Annotated in this window: 19 protein-coding genes; 2 read left to right on the forward strand and 17 right to left on the reverse strand. The window is 57.6% G+C overall.

Features of this window, described 5'->3' with window-relative positions:
• The first annotated feature begins 149 nt into the window (after positions 1-149).
• Positions 150-362 carry a cold-shock protein gene (locus tag RPF88_RS25685; protein ID WP_127249593.1) on the forward strand — a complete coding sequence of 71 codons (213 nt, stop codon included), beginning with the start codon at positions 150-152 and terminating at the stop codon, positions 360-362.
• Between the two features lie 228 nt (positions 363-590).
• On the opposite strand, the gene RPF88_RS25690 is transcribed toward RPF88_RS25685, so the two are convergent.
• The 6 genes from RPF88_RS25690 to RPF88_RS25715 form a co-directional block, all read right to left on the reverse strand.
• On the reverse strand, positions 591-1,061 hold the full coding sequence (locus RPF88_RS25690; RefSeq protein WP_024505385.1) for a MucR family transcriptional regulator: 471 nt from the start codon (positions 1,059-1,061) through the stop codon (positions 591-593).
• A gap of 894 nt (positions 1,062-1,955) precedes the next feature.
• Positions 1,956-2,498: a tetratricopeptide repeat protein gene (locus RPF88_RS25695; RefSeq protein ID WP_081714429.1), complete on the reverse strand. Its 543-nt coding sequence runs from the start codon at positions 2,496-2,498 to the stop codon at positions 1,956-1,958.
• Positions 2,499-2,551: 53 nt separating this feature from the next.
• Positions 2,552-4,615 carry a type III secretion system export apparatus subunit SctV gene (gene sctV, locus RPF88_RS25700; RefSeq protein ID WP_063169272.1) on the reverse strand — a complete coding sequence of 688 codons (2,064 nt, stop codon included), beginning with the start codon at positions 4,613-4,615 and terminating at the stop codon, positions 2,552-2,554.
• Positions 4,616-4,847: 232 nt separating this feature from the next.
• Positions 4,848-5,738, reverse strand: a complete 891-nt coding sequence (locus tag RPF88_RS25705; protein ID WP_024505382.1) for a SctD/MshK family protein — start codon at positions 5,736-5,738, stop codon at positions 4,848-4,850.
• Between the two features lie 117 nt (positions 5,739-5,855).
• The gene (locus tag RPF88_RS25710) at positions 5,856-6,098 is read right to left on the reverse strand and encodes a nodulation protein NopA (protein ID WP_224570034.1); all 243 of its coding nucleotides are present in this window, start codon (positions 6,096-6,098) and stop codon (positions 5,856-5,858) included.
• Positions 6,099-6,170: 72 nt separating this feature from the next.
• Complete coding sequence (locus RPF88_RS25715) at positions 6,171-6,500, reverse strand: hypothetical protein (protein WP_081714433.1); 330 nt, start codon at positions 6,498-6,500, stop codon at positions 6,171-6,173.
• Positions 6,501-7,848: 1,348 nt separating this feature from the next.
• Between RPF88_RS25715 and RPF88_RS25720 the strand changes: the two genes are divergently transcribed.
• The gene (locus RPF88_RS25720) at positions 7,849-9,963 is read left to right on the forward strand and encodes a hypothetical protein (RefSeq protein WP_224570035.1); all 2,115 of its coding nucleotides are present in this window, start codon (positions 7,849-7,851) and stop codon (positions 9,961-9,963) included.
• A 525-nt stretch (positions 9,964-10,488) separates the two neighbouring features.
• Here the strand turns inward: RPF88_RS25720 and RPF88_RS25725 are convergent.
• The 11 genes from RPF88_RS25725 to sctJ form a co-directional block, all read right to left on the reverse strand.
• Positions 10,489-11,292: a hypothetical protein gene (locus RPF88_RS25725; RefSeq protein WP_024505378.1), complete on the reverse strand. Its 804-nt coding sequence runs from the start codon at positions 11,290-11,292 to the stop codon at positions 10,489-10,491.
• Between the two features lie 355 nt (positions 11,293-11,647).
• The gene (locus RPF88_RS25730; protein WP_024505377.1) at positions 11,648-12,685 is read right to left on the reverse strand and encodes an EscU/YscU/HrcU family type III secretion system export apparatus switch protein; all 1,038 of its coding nucleotides are present in this window, start codon (positions 12,683-12,685) and stop codon (positions 11,648-11,650) included.
• Positions 12,682-13,500, reverse strand: a complete 819-nt coding sequence (sctT, locus tag RPF88_RS25735; protein WP_063169270.1) for a type III secretion system export apparatus subunit SctT — start codon at positions 13,498-13,500, stop codon at positions 12,682-12,684. The genes RPF88_RS25730 and sctT overlap by 4 nt, the downstream gene beginning before the upstream one ends.
• Positions 13,501-13,508: 8 nt before the next feature.
• Positions 13,509-13,757 carry an EscS/YscS/HrcS family type III secretion system export apparatus protein gene (locus RPF88_RS25740; protein WP_081714428.1) on the reverse strand — a complete coding sequence of 83 codons (249 nt, stop codon included), beginning with the start codon at positions 13,755-13,757 and terminating at the stop codon, positions 13,509-13,511.
• A gap of 29 nt (positions 13,758-13,786) precedes the next feature.
• A complete protein-coding gene (sctR, locus tag RPF88_RS25745) occupies positions 13,787-14,452 on the reverse strand; it encodes a type III secretion system export apparatus subunit SctR (RefSeq protein WP_029354851.1) in 666 nt (221 codons plus the stop codon).
• The gene (gene sctQ, locus RPF88_RS25750; RefSeq protein WP_095769044.1) at positions 14,445-15,473 is read right to left on the reverse strand and encodes a type III secretion system cytoplasmic ring protein SctQ; all 1,029 of its coding nucleotides are present in this window, start codon (positions 15,471-15,473) and stop codon (positions 14,445-14,447) included. Before sctQ ends, sctR begins: the two co-directional genes overlap by 8 nt.
• Before the next feature lie 89 nt (positions 15,474-15,562).
• The gene (locus RPF88_RS25755) at positions 15,563-16,075 is read right to left on the reverse strand and encodes a hypothetical protein (RefSeq protein ID WP_063169269.1); all 513 of its coding nucleotides are present in this window, start codon (positions 16,073-16,075) and stop codon (positions 15,563-15,565) included.
• Complete coding sequence (gene sctN, locus RPF88_RS25760) at positions 16,051-17,409, reverse strand: type III secretion system ATPase SctN (RefSeq protein ID WP_063169268.1); 1,359 nt, start codon at positions 17,407-17,409, stop codon at positions 16,051-16,053. The genes RPF88_RS25755 and sctN overlap by 25 nt, the downstream gene beginning before the upstream one ends.
• The gene (sctL, locus tag RPF88_RS25765) at positions 17,406-18,029 is read right to left on the reverse strand and encodes a type III secretion system stator protein SctL (RefSeq protein WP_024505371.1); all 624 of its coding nucleotides are present in this window, start codon (positions 18,027-18,029) and stop codon (positions 17,406-17,408) included. Before sctL ends, sctN begins: the two co-directional genes overlap by 4 nt.
• Entirely contained in the window at positions 18,026-18,712 is a 687-nt protein-coding gene (locus tag RPF88_RS25770; protein ID WP_210326671.1) for a nodulation protein NolU, read from the reverse strand. Before RPF88_RS25770 ends, sctL begins: the two co-directional genes overlap by 4 nt.
• On the reverse strand, positions 18,657-19,520 hold the full coding sequence (gene sctJ, locus RPF88_RS25775) for a type III secretion system inner membrane ring lipoprotein SctJ (protein WP_024505369.1): 864 nt from the start codon (positions 19,518-19,520) through the stop codon (positions 18,657-18,659). Before sctJ ends, RPF88_RS25770 begins: the two co-directional genes overlap by 56 nt.
• Positions 19,521-19,529: the final 9 nt, after the last annotated feature.

Consider the following 19,529-nt stretch of genomic DNA (forward strand, 5'->3'; position numbering starts at 1 on the left):
CGCCTCGCATATGTTGCAGTTGCTGCTGGAGATCAGGCGATCGAGTGGGCCTTGCAATTTTCCGATTTTGATGCGCCTAAAGTCTCGTGTACAAATCAGGCTGGCGTGAATGGCCTGCCTAAGTTGCGACTTATTACAAAGGAATGGATATGGCGACTGGAACGGTGAAGTGGTTCAACAGCACGAAGGGTTTTGGTTTTATTCAGCCTGACAACGGCGGTCAGGATGTCTTTGTCCACATTTCCGCTGTTGAACGAGCGGGCCTGTCGACCCTTAATGAGGGCCAGAAGATCAACTACGAGGTGGAACAGGATCGCCGCACGGGAAAGTCCTCTGCAGGCAGCCTCAGCAAGGTTGGCTAACGGTCCGGGAAAGCCTTGGCAAGGTTCGTCATCGCCGGAACGCATTGACGGCTCGAAACCCGGGCCGGAGCATGCAAGTTAATGCCGCGGCAGGGATTGCTGGAGCCATCATGAATTACTCTGGAAATGAGGCTCTTGGACGGGAAAGGCGGGGCTCATCCCCGCCCTTTGATTCCGCGCAGATTGGGCCAACGGCTGCTGCGCGTCCGAACGACTGTTGATACGGATTTAGGCTGCGACCTTCTTGCGGGTCCGTTTCGCCGGCGCCGTGGCTGGGGCTTCCGGCTCTTTCGGTTTGCGGCCGAGTCCCATGGTCTTGGCCAAGGCGGAGCGCGCAGCGGCGTAATTCGGCGCCACCATGGGATAATCCGACGGCAGACCCCATTTGGCGCGATATTCGTCTGGGGTCAGACCATAGTGCGTCGCCAGATGGCGCTTTAGCGATTTGAATTTCTTGCCGTCTTCAAGGCTAATGATGTAGTCCGGTTCGATCGACTTTTTGATCGGGACAGCAGGTTTTTTTACAGGCACAGGCTCTTCTGCCGGTATGAGTCCAGCCGTGCCGTTTAGAGCCCCGTGCACTTGGGCGATCAGGGCAGGAAGCTCCCCCGCCGGGACGGGGTTGTTGGAGACGTAGGCTGATACAACATCGGCAGTGAGCTCGATGAGGATGTCGGTCTTGTGGGGTTCTTCTGTCATAAACTTCTCCGGGCAGCTTAAAACACAGTTGGGCGAAGTGTCGCTTCATAGTGGCGGTTGCCGCTGAAAGCAAATGGATCGACGGGTGCGCTGCTCCTCCACCATTGAAGTCTCGGCGACGCATCCCGTCATCGTCCATCGCTAAAGGCAGCGTATTGAATTATGGGAGCGGTCGCGCCCGCCCCACCATAGCGATACAGCAAGACAATCAAAAAAGCCGGTCTTTGCTTGGCCCCAAATCTTTTCTCCTTTCGTGAACGCTGAGCTGCCAAGCTGCTACAGTTCACCTCGCGGGGCAACCGTGCACAACACAGGAGTCGCCCGAGCGATACATTCTTCACTTGCCGCTTATCAGCGCTGGTGATTGCACTTTGCAGCCTGCCTCCGGACCCGCAGCGCTCACGCTGTTGGTTTTGCGCCTGCAGGCGTCGGAAGTCGGATCGCCGCAGCTAATTTCCTCAGGCGGACGAATTCAACAAATCGATTGTTTGGATCGAAGGCATCCACACCATCGATGCCTCTAGAATATGATCCAGCTACAATCACCGTGCTGTAATGGCAGGGACGGCCAGCACAAGCGCGACACGATCCGGCGGGTCCATCGCTGCGTTACGTATTCATGGCTACTGCATCGGGCGCTCGGTCGACCGCCTTAAGCCAGGTCGCCGCATTGCGAGACGGTGACCGGCGAGGGAGAGGGCGCTCTGGCAACGAAGCGAGGCGGGTGGCCTTGCGGGTGGCCGCGTGATGTCATCCGGCTCTCCTGCCGATCTCTGCCGGCCAGATCTGGAGCAACTGTTTTGCATAGATATGGCTCTCTTCAGGGGGCCATCTATGATGGGAGCCGAGCGCGTGTTCGAGCCGGGGAACAGGCTGCGCATGCACTGTGCCCACCTATTGCGATCGTGCTAACCTTGGTTGTTTGGACTTGCCGTTAAAGGCAAGCGACAGATTGAAGTTATGCTGCACCATCTGATTGCCTGGCTCGTTTTCGAGAGCTCGCCGATACAGGGCCTGTGCCGCGTCATGCCGCCCCTCAATGTCCAAAATCACGCCCTTCGCATTCAATGCACGTACGTTTCCTGGGGCTGCAACCAAGACGCTGTCGAGCACCTCAACCGCTTCGTGCGGGCGCTTCTGGCCCACCAAGGCATTTGTAAGTCGTATCGCCGCATCAACATTGTCCGGGTGCTGCTTCACCTCATCCCGCAAAGCCCGCTCTTGAACATCCTGACCAACTTCGCGCAAAATGCGTTCGCGCATAGCCGGATCGATTTGATCGGCGCTGAGCAACTCGGGGGAAGATGTCTCCTGCACGGAAAGAGCCGGCTTTTGCCAGCTGGCGCAACCGCCCAAAGGCAGAATGGCGAGTACGGCAAAAAGAAGTGAGTTCCGGCGCAGAAACATAGGCGATGGAGAAACTGTATTGCTATTCATGTTATCTCTCAGTTATCGGGGAGGCGCGTGGCGTTCAGTTAGGAAAGGTGGGACTACTCTAACAATCCGCTGTTCGATCCGTGCGGGAGTGTGACGGATCCTGCGGGGCGAATTGTAAAGTCGGAGGCGAGGTCTTGATAAGACAGCACGGCGAGATCAACCCCGTTTCGCGTCAGAAAGCCGCGGACGAAACGTCGGACATCCATCGACGTCAACAGAATAGGGCGGGTTTGACCCGGTTCTGCGTTCGAAAGGACCTGACGTATCTGTGATAGCATCGCTTCGCTTTGCCGATCCTCCAGTGCGAGATAGGGGCCTGCATCCGAATCTCGAACCGCGCCACGCATCACATCCTCGCTCTCGCGCTCGACGACCAGGGCGGACACGATGCCCTCCGTGTTGGCATGGCGGTGGCAGATCTGTCGCTTCAAACCAGAACGGACATATTCCGTCAGCAGGGCAACGTTTTGCTCACGCTCGCTCCATTCGGCCAATGCCTCCAACACGAGACGGGTGTGGCGGATTGGGATACCTTCCTCCAGGAGGCGGCGCAGAACATCGGCAATCCGAGGAATCGGCGTCGTGCGTAGCACCTCTTTCACAAGCTCAGAATATTCCTGCTCCATTCGGCCCAGGAAATGTCGGGTCTCTTGGATGCCCACCAATCGCGGTGCGTAGCGGGTCAACGCTGCATGGACGCGCAAGGCGAGGAGTTCGCCGGGAGCCCTATGCTCCGTGCCGGCGCCCGTAAGGGCCTTTGCAGGGGTATGTTCAACCGGGAGTCTGTCCGTTTTCGGCTCACGTCTAAGGGGGACACCGCTCGAGTCGACGTGCGCTACATCGGCTCGGAGCGCCATCTGGTTTGGATCTAAGGCGTCCTGTTCGACTGGCACGCCCTCGACATCAATTCGGAATTGCGATTCAGGCAGCTGCTCGTCAACCAAGACAGGGATGCGAGGAACGATAATGCCCAGATCGGCTGTGACCAGGAGCGAAACGCGCCCAATATGTTTTTGCAATTCGGCTTGATCGACCGCCTGCATAAGATCTGGCGCTAGAAAAAATGCGATCGGGAATTCCTTCGCAGGCGCGGCTTGCTTAGGCTCCGCTGCAGTTCCACCTTTCGCATCGGCAGTGCCGGCGCCCAGCACATCAGCCTTGACAATGCTTACCGCAGCGAACACTGCGGCCAGCATCAGAAAGACGGGGAGGGGAAACCCAGGAACGAACCCCATTACAACCAGGACGCCGGCCGCCAGTCGCAAGGCTCGAGTGCTGGCCGTGAGCTGACTGACCATTTCTGTACCGAGGTTGATCCTCGCCGTCCCAGTCACACGGGTGACGATGGTCGCCGCAGTAATGGAGAGCAGAAGGGCCGGAATCTGCGATATCAATGCATCGCCTATCGTCAGCAGAGTGTAGTGATGCAGTACCTCGCCGAAGGACATGCCCTTGGAGAGCAGGCCGATCGAAATTCCACCCAGCATGTTGATGCAGATAACCACCAGCCCGGCGATGGAATCGCCCTTCACAAATTTCATCGCGCCGTCCATCGCGCCATAGAGTTGGCTTTCCTTCTCCAATTCGGCGCGCCGCCGGCGGGATTCGTTGGCATCGATGTGGCCGTTGCGTAGCTCTGCGTCGACCGCCATTTGCTTGCCCGGCAGAGCATCCAGCGTGAAACGCGCCGCCACTTCTGCCACCCGTTCGGCACCCTTCGCGAGGACCATGAATTGCACCATGGTGACGACCAGAAATATGACGAAACCCACCACGATATTGCCTGAAATGACGAAATCGCCAAAAGTATGAATAATGCTGCCGGCCTCCCCCTCGGCCAGAATCAGTCGCGTCGTTGCGACCGTGAGCGCGAGACGGAATACAGTGGAAATCAAAATAACGCCGGGCAAAGAGGAAAAATCAAGTGGAGTACTGACATACAGGGCAACCATCATCAGCAGTATGGCCAACCCCATATTGAATCCTATCAGGGCGTCGACCACCACGACCGGGATAGGCATGACCATCATCGCGACAGCCAGAAGCAGCATCAACGCAACCATTAAATCCGGGCTGGCCGGCGCACGCTTGATGAAGTCACGCAGGACGTTGGCCATCGAGACACCTTTGCAATCGGTTGAGACTTACTCTGCTGTTACGCCATGAAACGTGGCTTTCGAACTCCGAAGGCGCCTCAGCCTTGGCCAGCGCGTGACCCTGCATGAGAGCCACAAGCAGGCGCGAAATGGCTGGGCAGCAAATGTTTCCAACGCAGCCAGCTTGTCAGCACCGAGCGCGACAGGATGTTTGGCTGGCCATAGAGTGCTGCTTGATGGGGCCTGCGAGCTTTCAATATTGGAGAGCAGCAATGCGGCCATTCCTGCTCAGCAGCACACGGCTGTCCTCAATACGTTCGACCACCCATCCATCAGCCAAAATGGCGCCGACAAAATACTTCTCGCTGTCGATGACAATATATGGTTGGACCCCATGCCACACAGCTTCGACCGCGATTGCGGATGGCGCCTTCTCCTCTTTGATGAGCACTCCGTTCACCAGTGTTAGAGTACCCTTGGTGCGACGATCGAACGATTGCTGAAGCTTCTGCCAACTGATGACCGATTCAGACGTGACGGTGCCTTCGGCGGTCACAACACCCTTTGCCGACCCAATCTTGACGTCGAGAAGACCCGCTCGATCGACTTCCTCCTGCAGCTCTTGGGCCGCTGCCTCCGTAAGTTCATTGTCAGCGCGGTGACTGATCGTTCTGGACGCGACTTCAGCCCGAAGTGAATTGGGGCTCGATCCACTTGCATTGCCAAGATAGGAGATCGTGCCTGAAAGCGCGCCGATCCCGAGTGAGCTGATTATGACCATGGCGAGCACACCGATCGGTAGGCGCGGTATGCCGGTCGAACCAGGCGGCTCTGCATCCTGCACGGACAAAGCAATGGACATCTCGCCTACGAGCAGGACGACAGGAAGGGGCACAACAACGGACTGGCCTGCGGCGATATTCCGGTTGCCCTCGATACTGAGTCCGGGTGCAAGCGCCTCCAGTTCGATCGACTTGCCAAGAAGAGTTACACGAAGGTGATGCGGTGCCAGTCCCTGCTCGACAAAGACCAAATCGGCATCGAAGCCGCTGCCGATTAAACACTTTTGAAGATCCGTCTTGCCGGTCAGACCGCAATAGTGCCCCGAACGCACTTCGAAACGGAGGGAAACGGCGTCATCCACAGAGCATCTCTCAAACAGGATAGAAGCCGCATGGCAATTGCCATGCGGCTCATTTCGGGACTACGTCGCGTCAATAAGGAGACGCGCTAGGGGGCAGTCTAAAACCCGCTTCCGACATTACGAAACGCGTTCGTCGGCGGCCTTCTTGATGGTCTGGAGATTGGTCGTTAGAGTGCGCAACTGGACACTCCTTTTCGTCGCCTCCAAGCTAACATTGGTTAGTTCCTGCACTTGCGCCTGAAAAGCAGTAGCATCAGCTCCGCTTGTATTGCCGGGAGTGCCACTGTTAGTTTTATCGGTATTGCCGGCGCTACTGGTATTGGTATTGCCTGATTTTTTATTATTATCAACTGCAGCCATGATCATTCCTTTTTCTGTTGGAGTTGTGCCGTCAATAACGGCCTGTATGACCTCACGCCGGATTTTCCCGCGTCAGGCATCTTCTGTGTCATCCAAAGCTTCATCGGCCTCAGCCATCGCATCGTTCGCGAATTGGAACGCGAACGATCGCAGGATACTTTGGAAGGCTTCACTTTGTGCTGCAGACTGTGAGTTGTCTTGAAGTTGATCATTTGAAACGGTCCGGTTATCCGCCCGATCGTTCCCGCCAGCTGCCTTGCCATCATTCCCACCAGCTGGCTTGCCATCATTGCCATCAGCCGGCTTGCCATCACCAGAATGCTCGGATTTCGAATCCCCATGGCCCTTTCGGATCAAGGAAGTCCCGAGGTTGCCAACTCCACTCCCAATTGCTGCTATCATCAGGTACTCCGGCATTTGCCATTGGCGGCGACGTGTTAAAGGTTAGCCTCGATCAAGCTAAGGGCGGGAGCTTTCGAGAACCTGACGGCTTTTGACAAAAACCGGCCAGCGCAAAAACGTATGCTCTGCAGGATGTTGCTCTCGCATCGAACAGTCGACCACGATCTCGGCTGTTCGGCCAATCCCGCCGTCCACGCATGCCGCGACCGAATGGCAGCCGCAGCAGCTCGTTTGCATCCTCGATGCTGTGGTGTCGAACAGGAGACACGGTCCACGTGCTGCATGACCGCAATGACCGTATTCTTGCTGGCTCCACGGGCGCACGCAACGAGCAGGAACTCGGTCTTTGCATCACCATTCTCTCGCCTGCACATCACGGCCCGGCGCGGTGAGCTCATTGGCTTCGAGAAGGTCGGCGACCGTACGAACATGGGATGGTCTGCCGGCTTTGGGAGGCCGGTGCGGATCCTCTTCTCACCATATCGAAAGCTTGAAGCGGTCGGATTTTCTTGCCCTGTTCGTGAGAACTCCCATCGTCAGCTAATCGTCAGCCAAGCGGTCTATCTAGGCCGGCCGTGCCTGACCTTCGGATCCAAAGGTCCCGTCTCGACACTTTTTGTAACTATAGATCGAAATGGTCCGCGTGATACGCAACGCACACGCTTCTCTGAAGCAAATGTGTGACTTTGTCGGTGGCGAACGAGAGGAGTGACGCATCAATAAAATCGTCAGGCACGTGTCTAGGAAGGGGAGCTAGCCGAGTTGGTCTGATTTCATTCGCTGTTCCTGGAAATCGGCGGACTGAAGCGCTGATAATCTCAGGACATCGATGGCAACGTTGCGAAAGTCCTGTGAGCTCGGGCCAATCTTGGCCTGCTACTGAGAAGCACTTTGGCGGGAACATTACGCCGTCGCGGGTCTGGCTGACCGTGACGTTAACCGAAAGATGCCGCTGGTCTCGTCAGCCGCCAGCACAATAGCAGCACATTCTCGCCTACTACGGAGACGCAATATGAAGGGCATTGGCCGACCACGGAAATCGCAGGCTGAAACTGGAGCCAGCCGCGCGGGGCGGGCGAGCAGTTCCCTTTCGCAATCAAGTCTTGCTGCGGGAGAAGGTGGACAGTCATTCGATTCCGTTGTGGAGCAGATGCGCTCTGGGGACGCCGATAGGAGGCCCTCCTCCCTTCCAGTTGCGCGCGGTCCAGGCGATGCCCGCGAAAGTCTGCCAGGCGCCTCGATTGGCGAAGATCAAATCCTGAACACACCGCCACGTGGAGCCGCTGCGCCACCACGCGGAACCGTAGCGCCACGTGGCGCAGCCGCAAGGCGGCGCGGTTCTCCCTCCATGTCTGAGGGCGAAGCCATGGCGCCGGTCGGTAGCCAACTATCAACCGCGCAGGTGGAAGGCACCAGCTCATCGTCAAATAAAGATATCAGTCCGACACAGCTCAGAATGAACAGTCTTGTTCAACAACTGACTGATTGCGAGGCTGCGGCCAGGAAAACCGACGTCCCCGAGGAGGCGGTGGAGCTGATCAGTGGGGTCGTCGATGCAGCCTCAGCAATTCTGGAGTACCGCGCTAGCCTGCCTGCGGCTGAGGCGCAGACAATTATGCCAGACGACAAGGTGCGTAGATGTTGCCAGATCGTGTGCGACGCCGCGAATGAAGTAGACAAACTTGGCCTGTCGACGATCACGAAATTGGACAAAAAGACCAAGAAAGCGGCAGGTATGGTCGATAAACTCTACTCCTACTCCCAGGCGGACCGGCAGGAGCTGTTGATTTTAAATGTGGAGAACCACCATACGGCGGCAATTAAGTGGTGGGAAAAAAAGGCATGGCGCTCCGAACGGCAGCGATCCGCCTGCGCTGCCACCGCTAGCCTATCCAGTGGAACGCCCGTGATGCGGGAAGCCGAGCGGTGCGCACTGCGGCTGCGTGCCGGCTCGGTACTGAGTGTCAGGATCTGGCTGGTCCGTGAGCGGATCGGTCTTGCGCGGGCCAAGATTGAACTGCGGGCGAGCAGGTTCGAGCCAGATTTGAAGGAACTCCTCGTCGGTCGAAATGGAGTGGTGCAGCTGATGGCAAGCGCCGCTCAAGAAGCTCTTCGCGCCCTCTCTTTGGCGAAGGGCATAATGGATGATGGCAAAACACTCAACGCTCATGATTGCGCGGTTGTAGAAAAAATCATGGAGCGGCTTTCGGATTTTGGATTGGCGTTGCACGAGGTGCATACCAAGCTAAGCCATACCTACCCAGATGCCGGCCTCCCATTGAAACTGTTCGAACGGATCGTGGACGATGCATGGATCACTGCGCACGATGCCATGCACTTGTTGAACCTGCAGTCTCCGCCGTCAGCCATCATGGCGCCACAGGCCCAGGCGGGCGCTGCGATGCCGGCCAGGGCAGGCGCTGCGATACCGGCTGACACTGCTGGTACGGCTGCAGTGTCAGAAGGCACTACAGCGCGAAGGAAAGGGAAGTCAAAGCATAAGTCGGCAGCTCGCGCCGGGACTTCTGCCGCCGGGCAGCCATCAACACCAGTCGCTGCGAACGCCGGCACAGTGCCAGCAGCCAAGGTTCTCGCGCGCTCGGATCAAGTTGCGAGTACACAGGTGAGAGCGCAAGAGGTGGCTGCGAGTTCGTCGGGGGCAGGCTCGACAATCGGGGGCGCCGCGTTGTCAATGGAGGTATTGACGGAGCGGCTCAAACGATTGGACGAACTTTTGCAGTTCGATCTGGCCGGTCAGCAAAGCGTCGTCTCCCAAGTGCGCCAGATGAAGCCTGAGGAGGCCGGTAAGGTCGTGGACGATGTGGCCCAGTACCTGCGAGCCCAGGCCATTGAGATGCAAACCTGTCTCGCCGGGTTGCAGGGGCGTAATGTACGCCTGCTACTCACCTCCACCCAGCTACCCAAAGTGCACGAACGCACAGACCAGCTCAAAGGGTTGCTGAACATGGTGCTGGGACAGGCCAACGCATTGAATGAAGGAAAAGCCGGCATTACGACTGATTGCATGAAGACCTACGCATTTCCGGCGCAAAAATACCTGGAACATTTGTGCAATGCCGACGAATTGATGCCGCCGGAGGCACCGGTCGCGCTGCGTGGCGAGCCAGGAAAGCTGTTTGAGATGAAGCTGCAGCCCAAGATGCTGGTCAATGGTGCGATGCCGAGCCCGATGTGGGTGCACATCCACACGAGTCGCCCCGTCATGGCCAGAAACTTGGAAGGGCTGGCTGATTCCGAATTCACCGCTTGCCACGTTAAATCCAACGAACAGCGCGGCTACAATCGAGAGCGAGAGGAAGCCGATGCTAGGTCCGGTCGCGAGAAGGTCATAATTCATCGCGGCAAACTCACCCCCGCTTTCTGTAAGTCCTTGTTGACCTCAGGGCTTGGCCGCCAACCACGCCATTCGCGTGCCGAGCTCCCGTCGGCGCAGGCTGCATGACAGGGCACTCAGAATGCGGCCGGCCACGCTGTGAGTCAGCGAGCATTTCTCCTGGCCAAACCGCGAATGCCGCTGCGCGAGTTGCGGTCCGGCGATTGGAGTCGATCGGCTACCGTCAGGGCCGATTTGCGATGTCGCGTTACCGGCTGTTGACGTGGCGGCGTATCTTGCCTCCCATCCAACTTATCGCCGAGATCGCGCCGCCAAGATCGAGGCGGAAGGTCTTCCTGCGAGCGCGGAGCAGGCATAGCCGATCCGATCGGGATCGGCGCATCGCAACGACCCAACGGTGTGGTGGAGAAAATTGGATTCGGGAGAGCTCGGTTCCAAGAGGCGGAGTTCCGGCCCGAATACAATCCGCTCGCAAGCACCCACGATGCGCATCCGCAGTTTATTGTCTGGGAGATGGGCTGGATTGCTCGGCGGCGCTGGCGCTAAGGCGGGGCTGTCGCCGGACAATTAGCATTCACTGCCAACAGCCTTGCAACCGTCACCAGTTGCAAGGCTCGGCGGCGGGTCGACAAATCACATGAAATCGTCGTCGGACCCGCTATCGCTGCTGTCGCTATCCTCGGTTTTGTGGAGATAGAGTGGAGGTTTGCCTGCACGCTGCCACTCACCGGCACTGTTCTTCGTCCATTTGTCGGGATGCTGCGTAGGGTCAAGCACCAGGTCGCCATGATCCACTTCAACAAACCCCATCGTCTGCGCGCGCGCTTGTGCTTCCGGATTAGCCGCACGCCAATTCAGCAACGGTCGGTCGCCGTCTATCCGAAGTTGATGCTCCAGCAGAATATCGCCCGCATTTTCGACGAGCGGATGGGCGACTTGAAGATCCACTATGGAAGTGACCTCAGTTCGACCAGGAAATTGTTCCCGCCAACTTTCCGATTCGAACTCGTTCATGCTGAATCCGCCTTCCATTCTCAGCAGTCCGGCACTCCGGTCTCCCAATTGGTAACTGAAATATCGCGCGTGCTCCGTATCTCGACGGATGCCATATTGCTGAGCAACGTCCGCGGTGCGCCTGGCTCGTGACGATACGAACTCCGAATACTCTTGAGGATTGTCGGCGATGTGCGTGATTTCATCACCATGAAATTGCCTCACCTGTCTCCTGAAGGAAGTCCTGTTGATCTCCACCACAGGAGGTCGGGAATTGAGGGAGTATGCTTGGGGAGCCGCCGATGATGAGGCGCCGCTACCTTCCGATCCGGATAAGTGCATTCGGGCAAATGTGTCCGCGAACCCTTCGCTTCCTGCATCCGATTGCTCGCCGGCATTATGCGCGCGGTAACTATCGGATGAGCCACCAATTCGACCATACATGACGATTCGTACTCCTATGTTTCGCAACCGAGCTCAAGTTAGCACGGCTGTTCAACATAGGGCGCTTAGTTGACGACTAGCTGACGAGGGCATTCCAACGGCTGCACCAATCAAATCCGCACTGCCGGCCTCAAAACCTCGGACTGCGCCACGCACCGGCCAGCAGAGGCTGCAAGGTCATGCCCGGAGGACTTGCCGTAGTTGCTGGGTGGCAGATCCGAGGGGAGTGATTGCCCCAGGCCCGCGGTTGCGCGGTTGGCCTGACAGAGACACTGGGGCACGGATGGCCAGCCGACATTTGCCACTAGCATGGAGCCAGGTCAGTTTTGAACTGGGCAGTCGTGGACTTCCATGACTAGGCCAAGCCTGCGGCAAAGAATGCTTTCGCGACAGGCTGGAAATATTGCATAGGAACCGCGTGGCCGAGTTTTGTAGTGCCTATCAGCTGACGCGCTAAGACATGGTCATGGACGATCGTCAGGCGTAGTGCCCGCGCCTCGCTCAACACATGTGAAACGCGCTCACCTTCGGCACGGCAAACTAAGAACGGCACCCCGGTTTCACCGCGAACGTAACGCAGACCGATCAGGACCGCCCTTCCTGTTAAGACCAGCGTGGCGCGATGCACGCCAAGCGCAGGCTCGTCGGCCGCCTCCTCGCGGATGCGACGCTGTTCACCTTTCAACTCTGGCGCTCCTTGCTGATCCTTCGACTCGCGCGTCACTTCGGTATTGGTCATGCGCATTTCGCGCAGATACAACGCGCGCTGGAGCAGAAGATCGATCAGTCCGCCGACCAGCAGTGCGCCGGCGCCAATTCCCATCAGCAATTTTGTCTCCATAAAGATGAGGCCAACACAGCCCATGCCGCAGATCGGCAGAGGGACCATTGTCTTCCACATCCCGAGAAGGACAATGGAAAAGGTTGCGCTGAGAACCAATACCTTGAACATGGTCTTGCAGACTTCGACCATGGAACGAGCAGACCCCAAGCGCTTCAGCCCTTCAAAGGGGTCAATTTTCTTAAAGCTGAGCTTCATCGGCTCCAGAGAGAAGACAAATCCACCATTGGCTAGCAGGCTGGCCAAAATCACCGCGGCGACAAGGGTTCCAAGCAGCGGGCCAACAGCCGCGACTGTGAGTTGGACGAGCACAACCAATGCCTGCGGCACCGCGGTATCGAAAGGTAGGCTCTGCAACTTGGTGGCTAATAGGAGCGCTTCCCGGCATTTGTCCTCGATCACGCTGCCTCTTAGCCAAAGGTAGCCGAGCCCAGCGCAAGTCCCGACCGCGCGGACGAAATCGGAGCTACGTGGCAGCTGTCCTTTTTTGCGCGCTTCACTTAACTTCTTCGGGCTGGCGGCGTGTGTCTTCTCTTCACTTGTGTCGCTCATGGCAGCAATTTGTCGAACCACTCCAGCACGCCGTTGGCACGTGTGACCTCCAGTTTCATGCTCTCCACCAGATAGGCAGCGTAGGTGACCATGAGAACTGGAAAGACAATGTTCTTGATTGCCGGAGACAGTTGGCTCGCCTTAAATTGCGGGGCAAAGCGACGCAGCAGCATCATCGATATATCAATCAGTATCAGGAAGAACACGACAGGCCCCGAAACCAATAATGCCGTGCGCATTATGCTGTCGAGAAGCCCCAACAACTCCATTGCTCCTGGCCCGCTCAGTGTCGGGTGAAACTGATACACCGGCCAGATCAAGTAGCTGCGGTACAGGACACTGATCAAAGTTTCCAGGCCTCCTGATCCGACGAATATGGCAATCGCAGTGATCCCCAGAAAAACGCCCATCGCGGAAGCCTGACTGTTCGTCGCGGGATCGGCCGAAGCGGTCGGGCTGCTGATGCCGCGTTGGTTGTCGATAAGCTCCCCGGCAGCCTGAAGGCCCCAAAGCGGAATGCCAAGAAAAGTGCCAAGGAGTACACCGACAAAAACTTCCTTGAATCCGAGCAGGGTTAGCTGGATCAGGCGCGTATCAGGATCCAGCGCCGGCAATCCGCCGCTGACGTGTGCCAGGCATGGTAGTGCGAAGCCAACAGCCAAACAGCCCCGGATCAGCCCACTGATCTGCGAGCGTGTGAATACGGGAAAGATCAGCATGATGCCCATCGCGCGGGCTGCCCCAAGACCTGCCGCAACGACGAGTTCGAAAGCCGTCTGGATCAGAATTTGAATATCGGCCGATGGCGCGTCCATGGGGCGGACTAGTAGCTAAGTGTCATTGCGGGAAACTCGGTGAAGATCTGATCGGCTAGCTCTATGAGCGGGGCGCTTAGCACAGGAGCAAACAGCCCAATCACCGCGACAACGACCAGAAGCTTCACGGTGAGCGGCAAGCTTTCATCCTGGATCTGCGTCGCCGCCTGGAGGATGCCGATGACGAGGCCGACAACCACTGATGCAATGAGCGGCGGTAGAATCCAGATCATGAAAACCACCAGTGATTGGCTCATAAGAGTAATGATGCTGGATTCAGTGATGATCAGCCTCCCGGTAACGTATAACTCAGCACAAGCCCATGCATCAATTTTGACCAACCATCAATGGCAACAAACAAGAAGATCTTGAACGGGACAGATATAACAGTTGGTGAGACCATCGACATACCCATTGCCATCAAGATAGTTGTCACTATCAGATCTATAACAATAAAAGGCAGATAAAGTAGAAATCCTATCTCAAATCCGCGCTTCAATTCTGATAGCAAGAAAGATGGTACAAGTATTGCAAAGTCATCAGGCGTGGCTGCAGCGTGCATTTCCTCTGGCCAGACCTTTTCTGTCGAAGATAGGAAAAATCGCCGCTGCTCTTCATTTGTGAATTTCTTGAGATGCTCGCGCAAGGGCTCACTTCCGGCTTTAGCGGCGCTTACCCAGTCGTCGAATGTCTGATAGTGGAGCTTGGGATCCGACATGCGGTCATAGGTCTGCTCAGCAACGGGCGCACTAACGAACATAGTGAGGATCATCGCCGCGGCGTACAGCACCACATTGGGTGGTATGGTCTGGGTCCCGAGCGCATTGCGGACGAGGAAAAGAACAATTGATACCTTTACAAAGGCCGTTGTCGTGGCAACTGCTAAAACCAGCAGACCGAGTCCGGCGGTAACCGCAAGAAGCGCCAGGATTGTCGGCTGAGCTTCACTCATTGCATGCAAACCCGCCACGCAGCCTGATGCCCAGCTCTTCTCCGATGCGGACAATGTCGCCACGCCCGATACGCTGACCATTGGCCACTATGTCGACCGGGCCGTCGATCGGCCATCCAAGTTCAAAAATATGCCCTTCGCCGGCACTTCTTAATTCCCCAAGAGAAATAGGCCAGCGGCCGCATTCAAAGACAAGCACGATCTCGACATCGTCGAGATCCTTAGTAAGCTCCAGTTGCGATCCGGGTTGTGTCATATGCGCACTCTCCAAAGGACACGGTCGCGGGCGGAAAGGCCCCCGCAAGATTAATTCATCGCCGTCAAGATCCGCCTCGGCGCACAACTGGCCGACAGCTAGGGTGATCTGGCCGCGGCCGAACGGCGCAATATCGGGCAACAATGCATCACCGACACATGCGCTTCGAAGAAGCGCCGCAGGAAGGCGAAGCGTGCCGACCTCTCCTGCAACAATGAGCGGGAGCTCTGGAGGCAGCCCGCCCAGCTGCCGCGGCAACTGGGCAAGCAGTTCGCCTAGCGCGCGAAACGCAGGCGGTACTAAGCCGTCAAGTGGCGTGAACAGGAATAGACGGCCCTTGCCCTTGACCGCGCCGAAAATGATGTCGAGTTCAAGATGAGGAGCCAGCATCGTGGCTTCGCATACCCGCACGAGTTGCACGTTCAGACGCGTCGTCTCCTCCAGTCGAGTGACAAGCGGCTCCAGAGCGAGTTCGAGAATTAGCGAAGCAGTTGGCTCGGAAGGGAAGGCCAAGCCGTTCTGCACTGTCGTGATGAACTCCTCTACGAGCGGGCGCGACAGTGACAAGATGACCGTTTCGGCTCCCACTCTCCAGACGCAGTCAAGCATCGGAATGGCAGCAGGTTCCTGCTGCCAGACAAGCCCTGCCGTTCGCACCGATAGCGGCACCTCGTTGATCCGGCTTTGAAACGGCGTGCGCGGCGCTGCTGTATCATTGAGCCACGAGACAACCGTGTGGGACAGTTTCAGAACTGGTTCGAACATGGCGGGTGTGACCGCAGCGCCTATCAAAGACTGCACGGTCGTGTCATTCGGACGACCTCTTGCGACCGTCGGATCCGGTTGCGCGGCATTTAGGCAAGCGACCCCCTCGCATATTTCAGCAGTATCTCATCGTCGGCCTCGATCTCGGCTGCGGCCTCCGAATGAGTCTCGACGGCGCGCCGCACGTCGTCCTCGATTTGTTGCCATTTGTCCCTTGCCGCCGAACATATGACCCATAGCTCCCTCGTCCTGGACGCCGCCATCTCAGCCTCCTCTTGAGCGATTTGGGTATCATCAAGCATCTGCCGTCTGGAATTGATCTCAGCGGCAAGTTGTTCAGTGTGAAGGCGGTGACGGTCGAGCGCTGCGCTAGACAAGTTGTCGAGTGACATCAGATGCTGATAGAGCGCTGCTTCTTTTCTTGAACAATGTTGCTGTATCATTGCAAGCTCCCTAGAGGCATTTTGTACGGCTGAGGCGGCCACATCGCGCTGGGCTTCCTTCTTGGACAGCTCGCCAAGGGCACGACGCTCTTGCATTTCCTTCAGAAGCCGTATACTCGAAGACTGAATCCAGTTTACGCGGTCAGACGCGACATCCATGCGACCGTCTCCTCGAAATCTGACGCGTCATCTTCGCTCTGGCGCAGAAACTCCCTCAGTTCGTCGATTGACGCGACAGCCCGGTCAGTCAGGGGATCTCCACCTGGCTTGTATTCGCCAACATTGATCAAGAACTCGGTCTCGGCATAGCGCGACAGGAGCTCGCGGAAAATGGATGCTGCCTTGCGATGTGTCCCCGAAACGACTGCATCCATGACGCGGCTGCGACTCTGCAGCACATCAATAGCGGGGAAATGCGATCGCGCCGCAATAGCGCGTGAGAGGATGACATGGCCATCGAGAATACCACGCGATTCCTCGGCGATTGGATCACCCGTGCCATCACCCTCTACAAGCACCGTATAGAAGGCCGTGATTGAGCCCCGCTCACCCATGCCGGCGCGCTCGAGCAGGCCTGGCAGCATGCCAAAAACGGAAGGAGGAAAGCCCCGTCGCGTCGGCGGCTCACCCGCAGCAAGGCCTATTTCGCGCATAGCGCGGCAGAAGCGCGTCAGCGAATCCAGCATGAGAGCAACGCGTAGGCCTTGATCGCGGAAATATTCCGCGAGCGCAGTCGCCATTGGAGCGCATTGCGCACGCTCTACCGCCGAGCGGTCGGATGTTTCAACCACGACGACCGTACGGAGAAGGCCCTCTTCACCAAGATTCCTTTCGATGAATTCACGAACTTCCCGTCCACGTTCGCCTATGAGCGCCACTATGACGACGTCAGCGGCGGCACCCTTTACGATCTGTGACAACAGCGTCGACTTGCCACCACCTGGCTCGCCATAAATCCCGATCCGCTGGCCCTCGCCGCACGTCAGCAGACCATCGAGGACACGGACCCCAAGCGGGAATGGCCGCTCAATCATGCGCCTCGTCATCGGATTGGGGGCTCTGCCATGCAGGGGCCGAGTTTCGACGGTCTTGATTTCGCCTTTGCCGTCCAATGGGCGGCAACGACTGTCGATCACGCGACCGAGCAAATCGCCGCCGACGGGCACCTCACGCATTCGGCCAGTGGCCACGACCTCTGCGCGGCTGGATAGGCCCACCAAGTCCCCGATCGGTGTCAGCAATACACCATCACCCGACAGGCCGATCACCTCGGCCTCGAGCGACAGCCCGGTTCGCGGGTCCTCTAGGAGGCAAAGTTCCCCAATACGAGTGTCTGGCAAGACGGCATGAACCAGTGTGCCGATAGCCCGCGTGATCCGACCGCGCACCGCACGCGTGTCAATTCGCTTGGCCGCAGCCCTCAAAGACGAGATTGCTGGAACGAGAGCTCGAGTGTGGGCGTCAGCGTTATGTTCTGGGACGGGCTTTCTCATAGCTCGCCTTTCTCACAGAGCGTCCCGAAACCAAGGCGCAGCGCGCGCATCTGGGCGTCAAGTCCAAGGTCAACATTGCCGTACTCGCTCCACAGCACGCAGCGTTGCGGCGACAATGTCGGGTCGGGCTCGATCCGCACCCTTGGTCGACCATCCTGGCCGTCGCATCGAGCAAACTCTCGTGCAAGCATGTCGACTTGCATGGGAGAAACATGAAGGCAAACGTCGGCGCCGCTGTATTGACACTCTATGGCGTGACGAACAGCCCTCACCAATAGCTCGCCCGGATCGAAAGCGCCGATAAGATCGCTCAATATTTCCATCACGAGCTGCGGCAATTCCTGCTCCAGAGCCGCCTTTCGTCGCGCGATTTCGGAGATTGTCTCCGCAATCAACCCTGCCATCTCCTCGGTGCCTGCATTCGAGCCCTCCATGTGGCCGCGCGCCCACGCCCGCTGGTAAACCGCGCGTGCCCAGTTTCGAACGCGCTGCCGATGCCGTTCTGCCGCGGCAAGGGCTTGCGCGGCGCTGTGCCAGGTTTCGAGCTCGCTCGCGGGTATCAGTGGTCCGACTGGACGCATCTGCGGCGCTATTGGCCCCTCGGAAAGTTCGACTGTCATTTCACCGGGGTCTCTGTCTCAAAATGAGCTACTACAAGTGAAAGCAATTGGCCGGCGGCGGTCCAATGCTCATGTGCTGGAGTCTCCGCGGCAGTCCCCTCGGGCAATCGAAGAAGCACGCGGTTACGCTCGGTCGCTGAACTGTCCTGGAGCCAAGCTCCAAGACATGCGTGTCCATCGTATTCGATTTGCTGAGCGAGTTTTTCTGGGTCCGAGATCAGTCTTTTGTCAACAGCATGCAGCAGGTGTCGGATTCCGAATGCGTGTGCATCCACGCCGATGCGTTTAACAAGGATGGCAAGCTCAGGCTGAGAGACAAACGCGACCAGCGAACGGGCATGCCAGATACTACCAGCAAGAAGGGTCGCTCGATATGGATCATGCCCGCGTAGAAGGTCCGGCCTGCAGCCGATGTGGTTCAGATCCACGTCATCGTTGCCCAGCAATTCTGCCAGCCTTGGATGCAGTCTGGAACACTTCTGCAACTTCACTAACGTTTCGGCCGATAACGCTGGATCAAGACGCGCCGCAAGACGGGTTGGATGGGCCGAAGCCGCAAGCTCGCTCGCGCCCGGAAAGTGCGGACCATCAGGTCGGGCGGTCTGTATAGGCATTGGCAATGAGATGTCACCCACGTCCAATTGCAGGCATTCTTTTGCGAATGGCCTCGACAGCAGAAGCATCCCGGCGCCCCTCGACCTTGGAAACGCCGGTTGATTGCTTGCGCCGACGCGTAACAACGCCGATCAAGAGATAACAGGCCACGGCGAATACGGCTGCGGCAAAACCTGTTACGGTCGCCAGAAGTGGCGCAGGAAGAGGTAGTGATGCTTGTGGCAAAACAGCAGTCGGATCGGGCCGTTGCTCGTGTGCGGAACGTTCTACCGGCACCAAAACCACTTCCACCTTATCGTAGGACAGGCCTTCGATGCTGTCGGCTACAAGCATCTTTATCTTTGGCAGCAGAGCCGCGACATTTGTTTTTGCGTCGTGCCTGATAAACACCGAGGCCGAGGATGGCGTGGCACCGGCTCGCACAAGGTCGTTATGCGGCAGCACGACGTGAACACGTACAGAAAAAACGCCATCGATATCGCTGATCGTCCGCGACAACTCTTCGCTCAGGGCATACACGTAACGGGCACGCTCTTCGGTCGGCGAGGCAATCAGGCCTGATCCTTGGAATATCTCACCGAGGTTCTTGAAGGATTGGCGCGGCAGCCCCTTGGCGTTCAGAAGGTTGATTGAGAAGGCGAGCAGCTTTTCGTCAACCTGGATCGTGCTGGTTCCATCCTTGGCGACCACCCGGATCGCGGCGACCCCGTTGTCTTCAAGAAGTGCGAGCATTTCATTTGCCTCACGCTCTTGCAATTGCGTGTAGAGGTCGGCTTTGCAAGCAGTGAGGGCGACGAGAACTGGCAGCATGACAAGTCTAACCGACCGCCACCCTGACAGGCCACGCATGATTTCGCCCTCGGCCAAGCCAATCATGCGCGCGGT

Source organism: Mesorhizobium sp. ISC11 (assembly GCF_037162595.1).
GTDB classification, from domain to species: domain Bacteria; phylum Pseudomonadota; class Alphaproteobacteria; order Rhizobiales; family Rhizobiaceae; genus Mesorhizobium; species Mesorhizobium ciceri.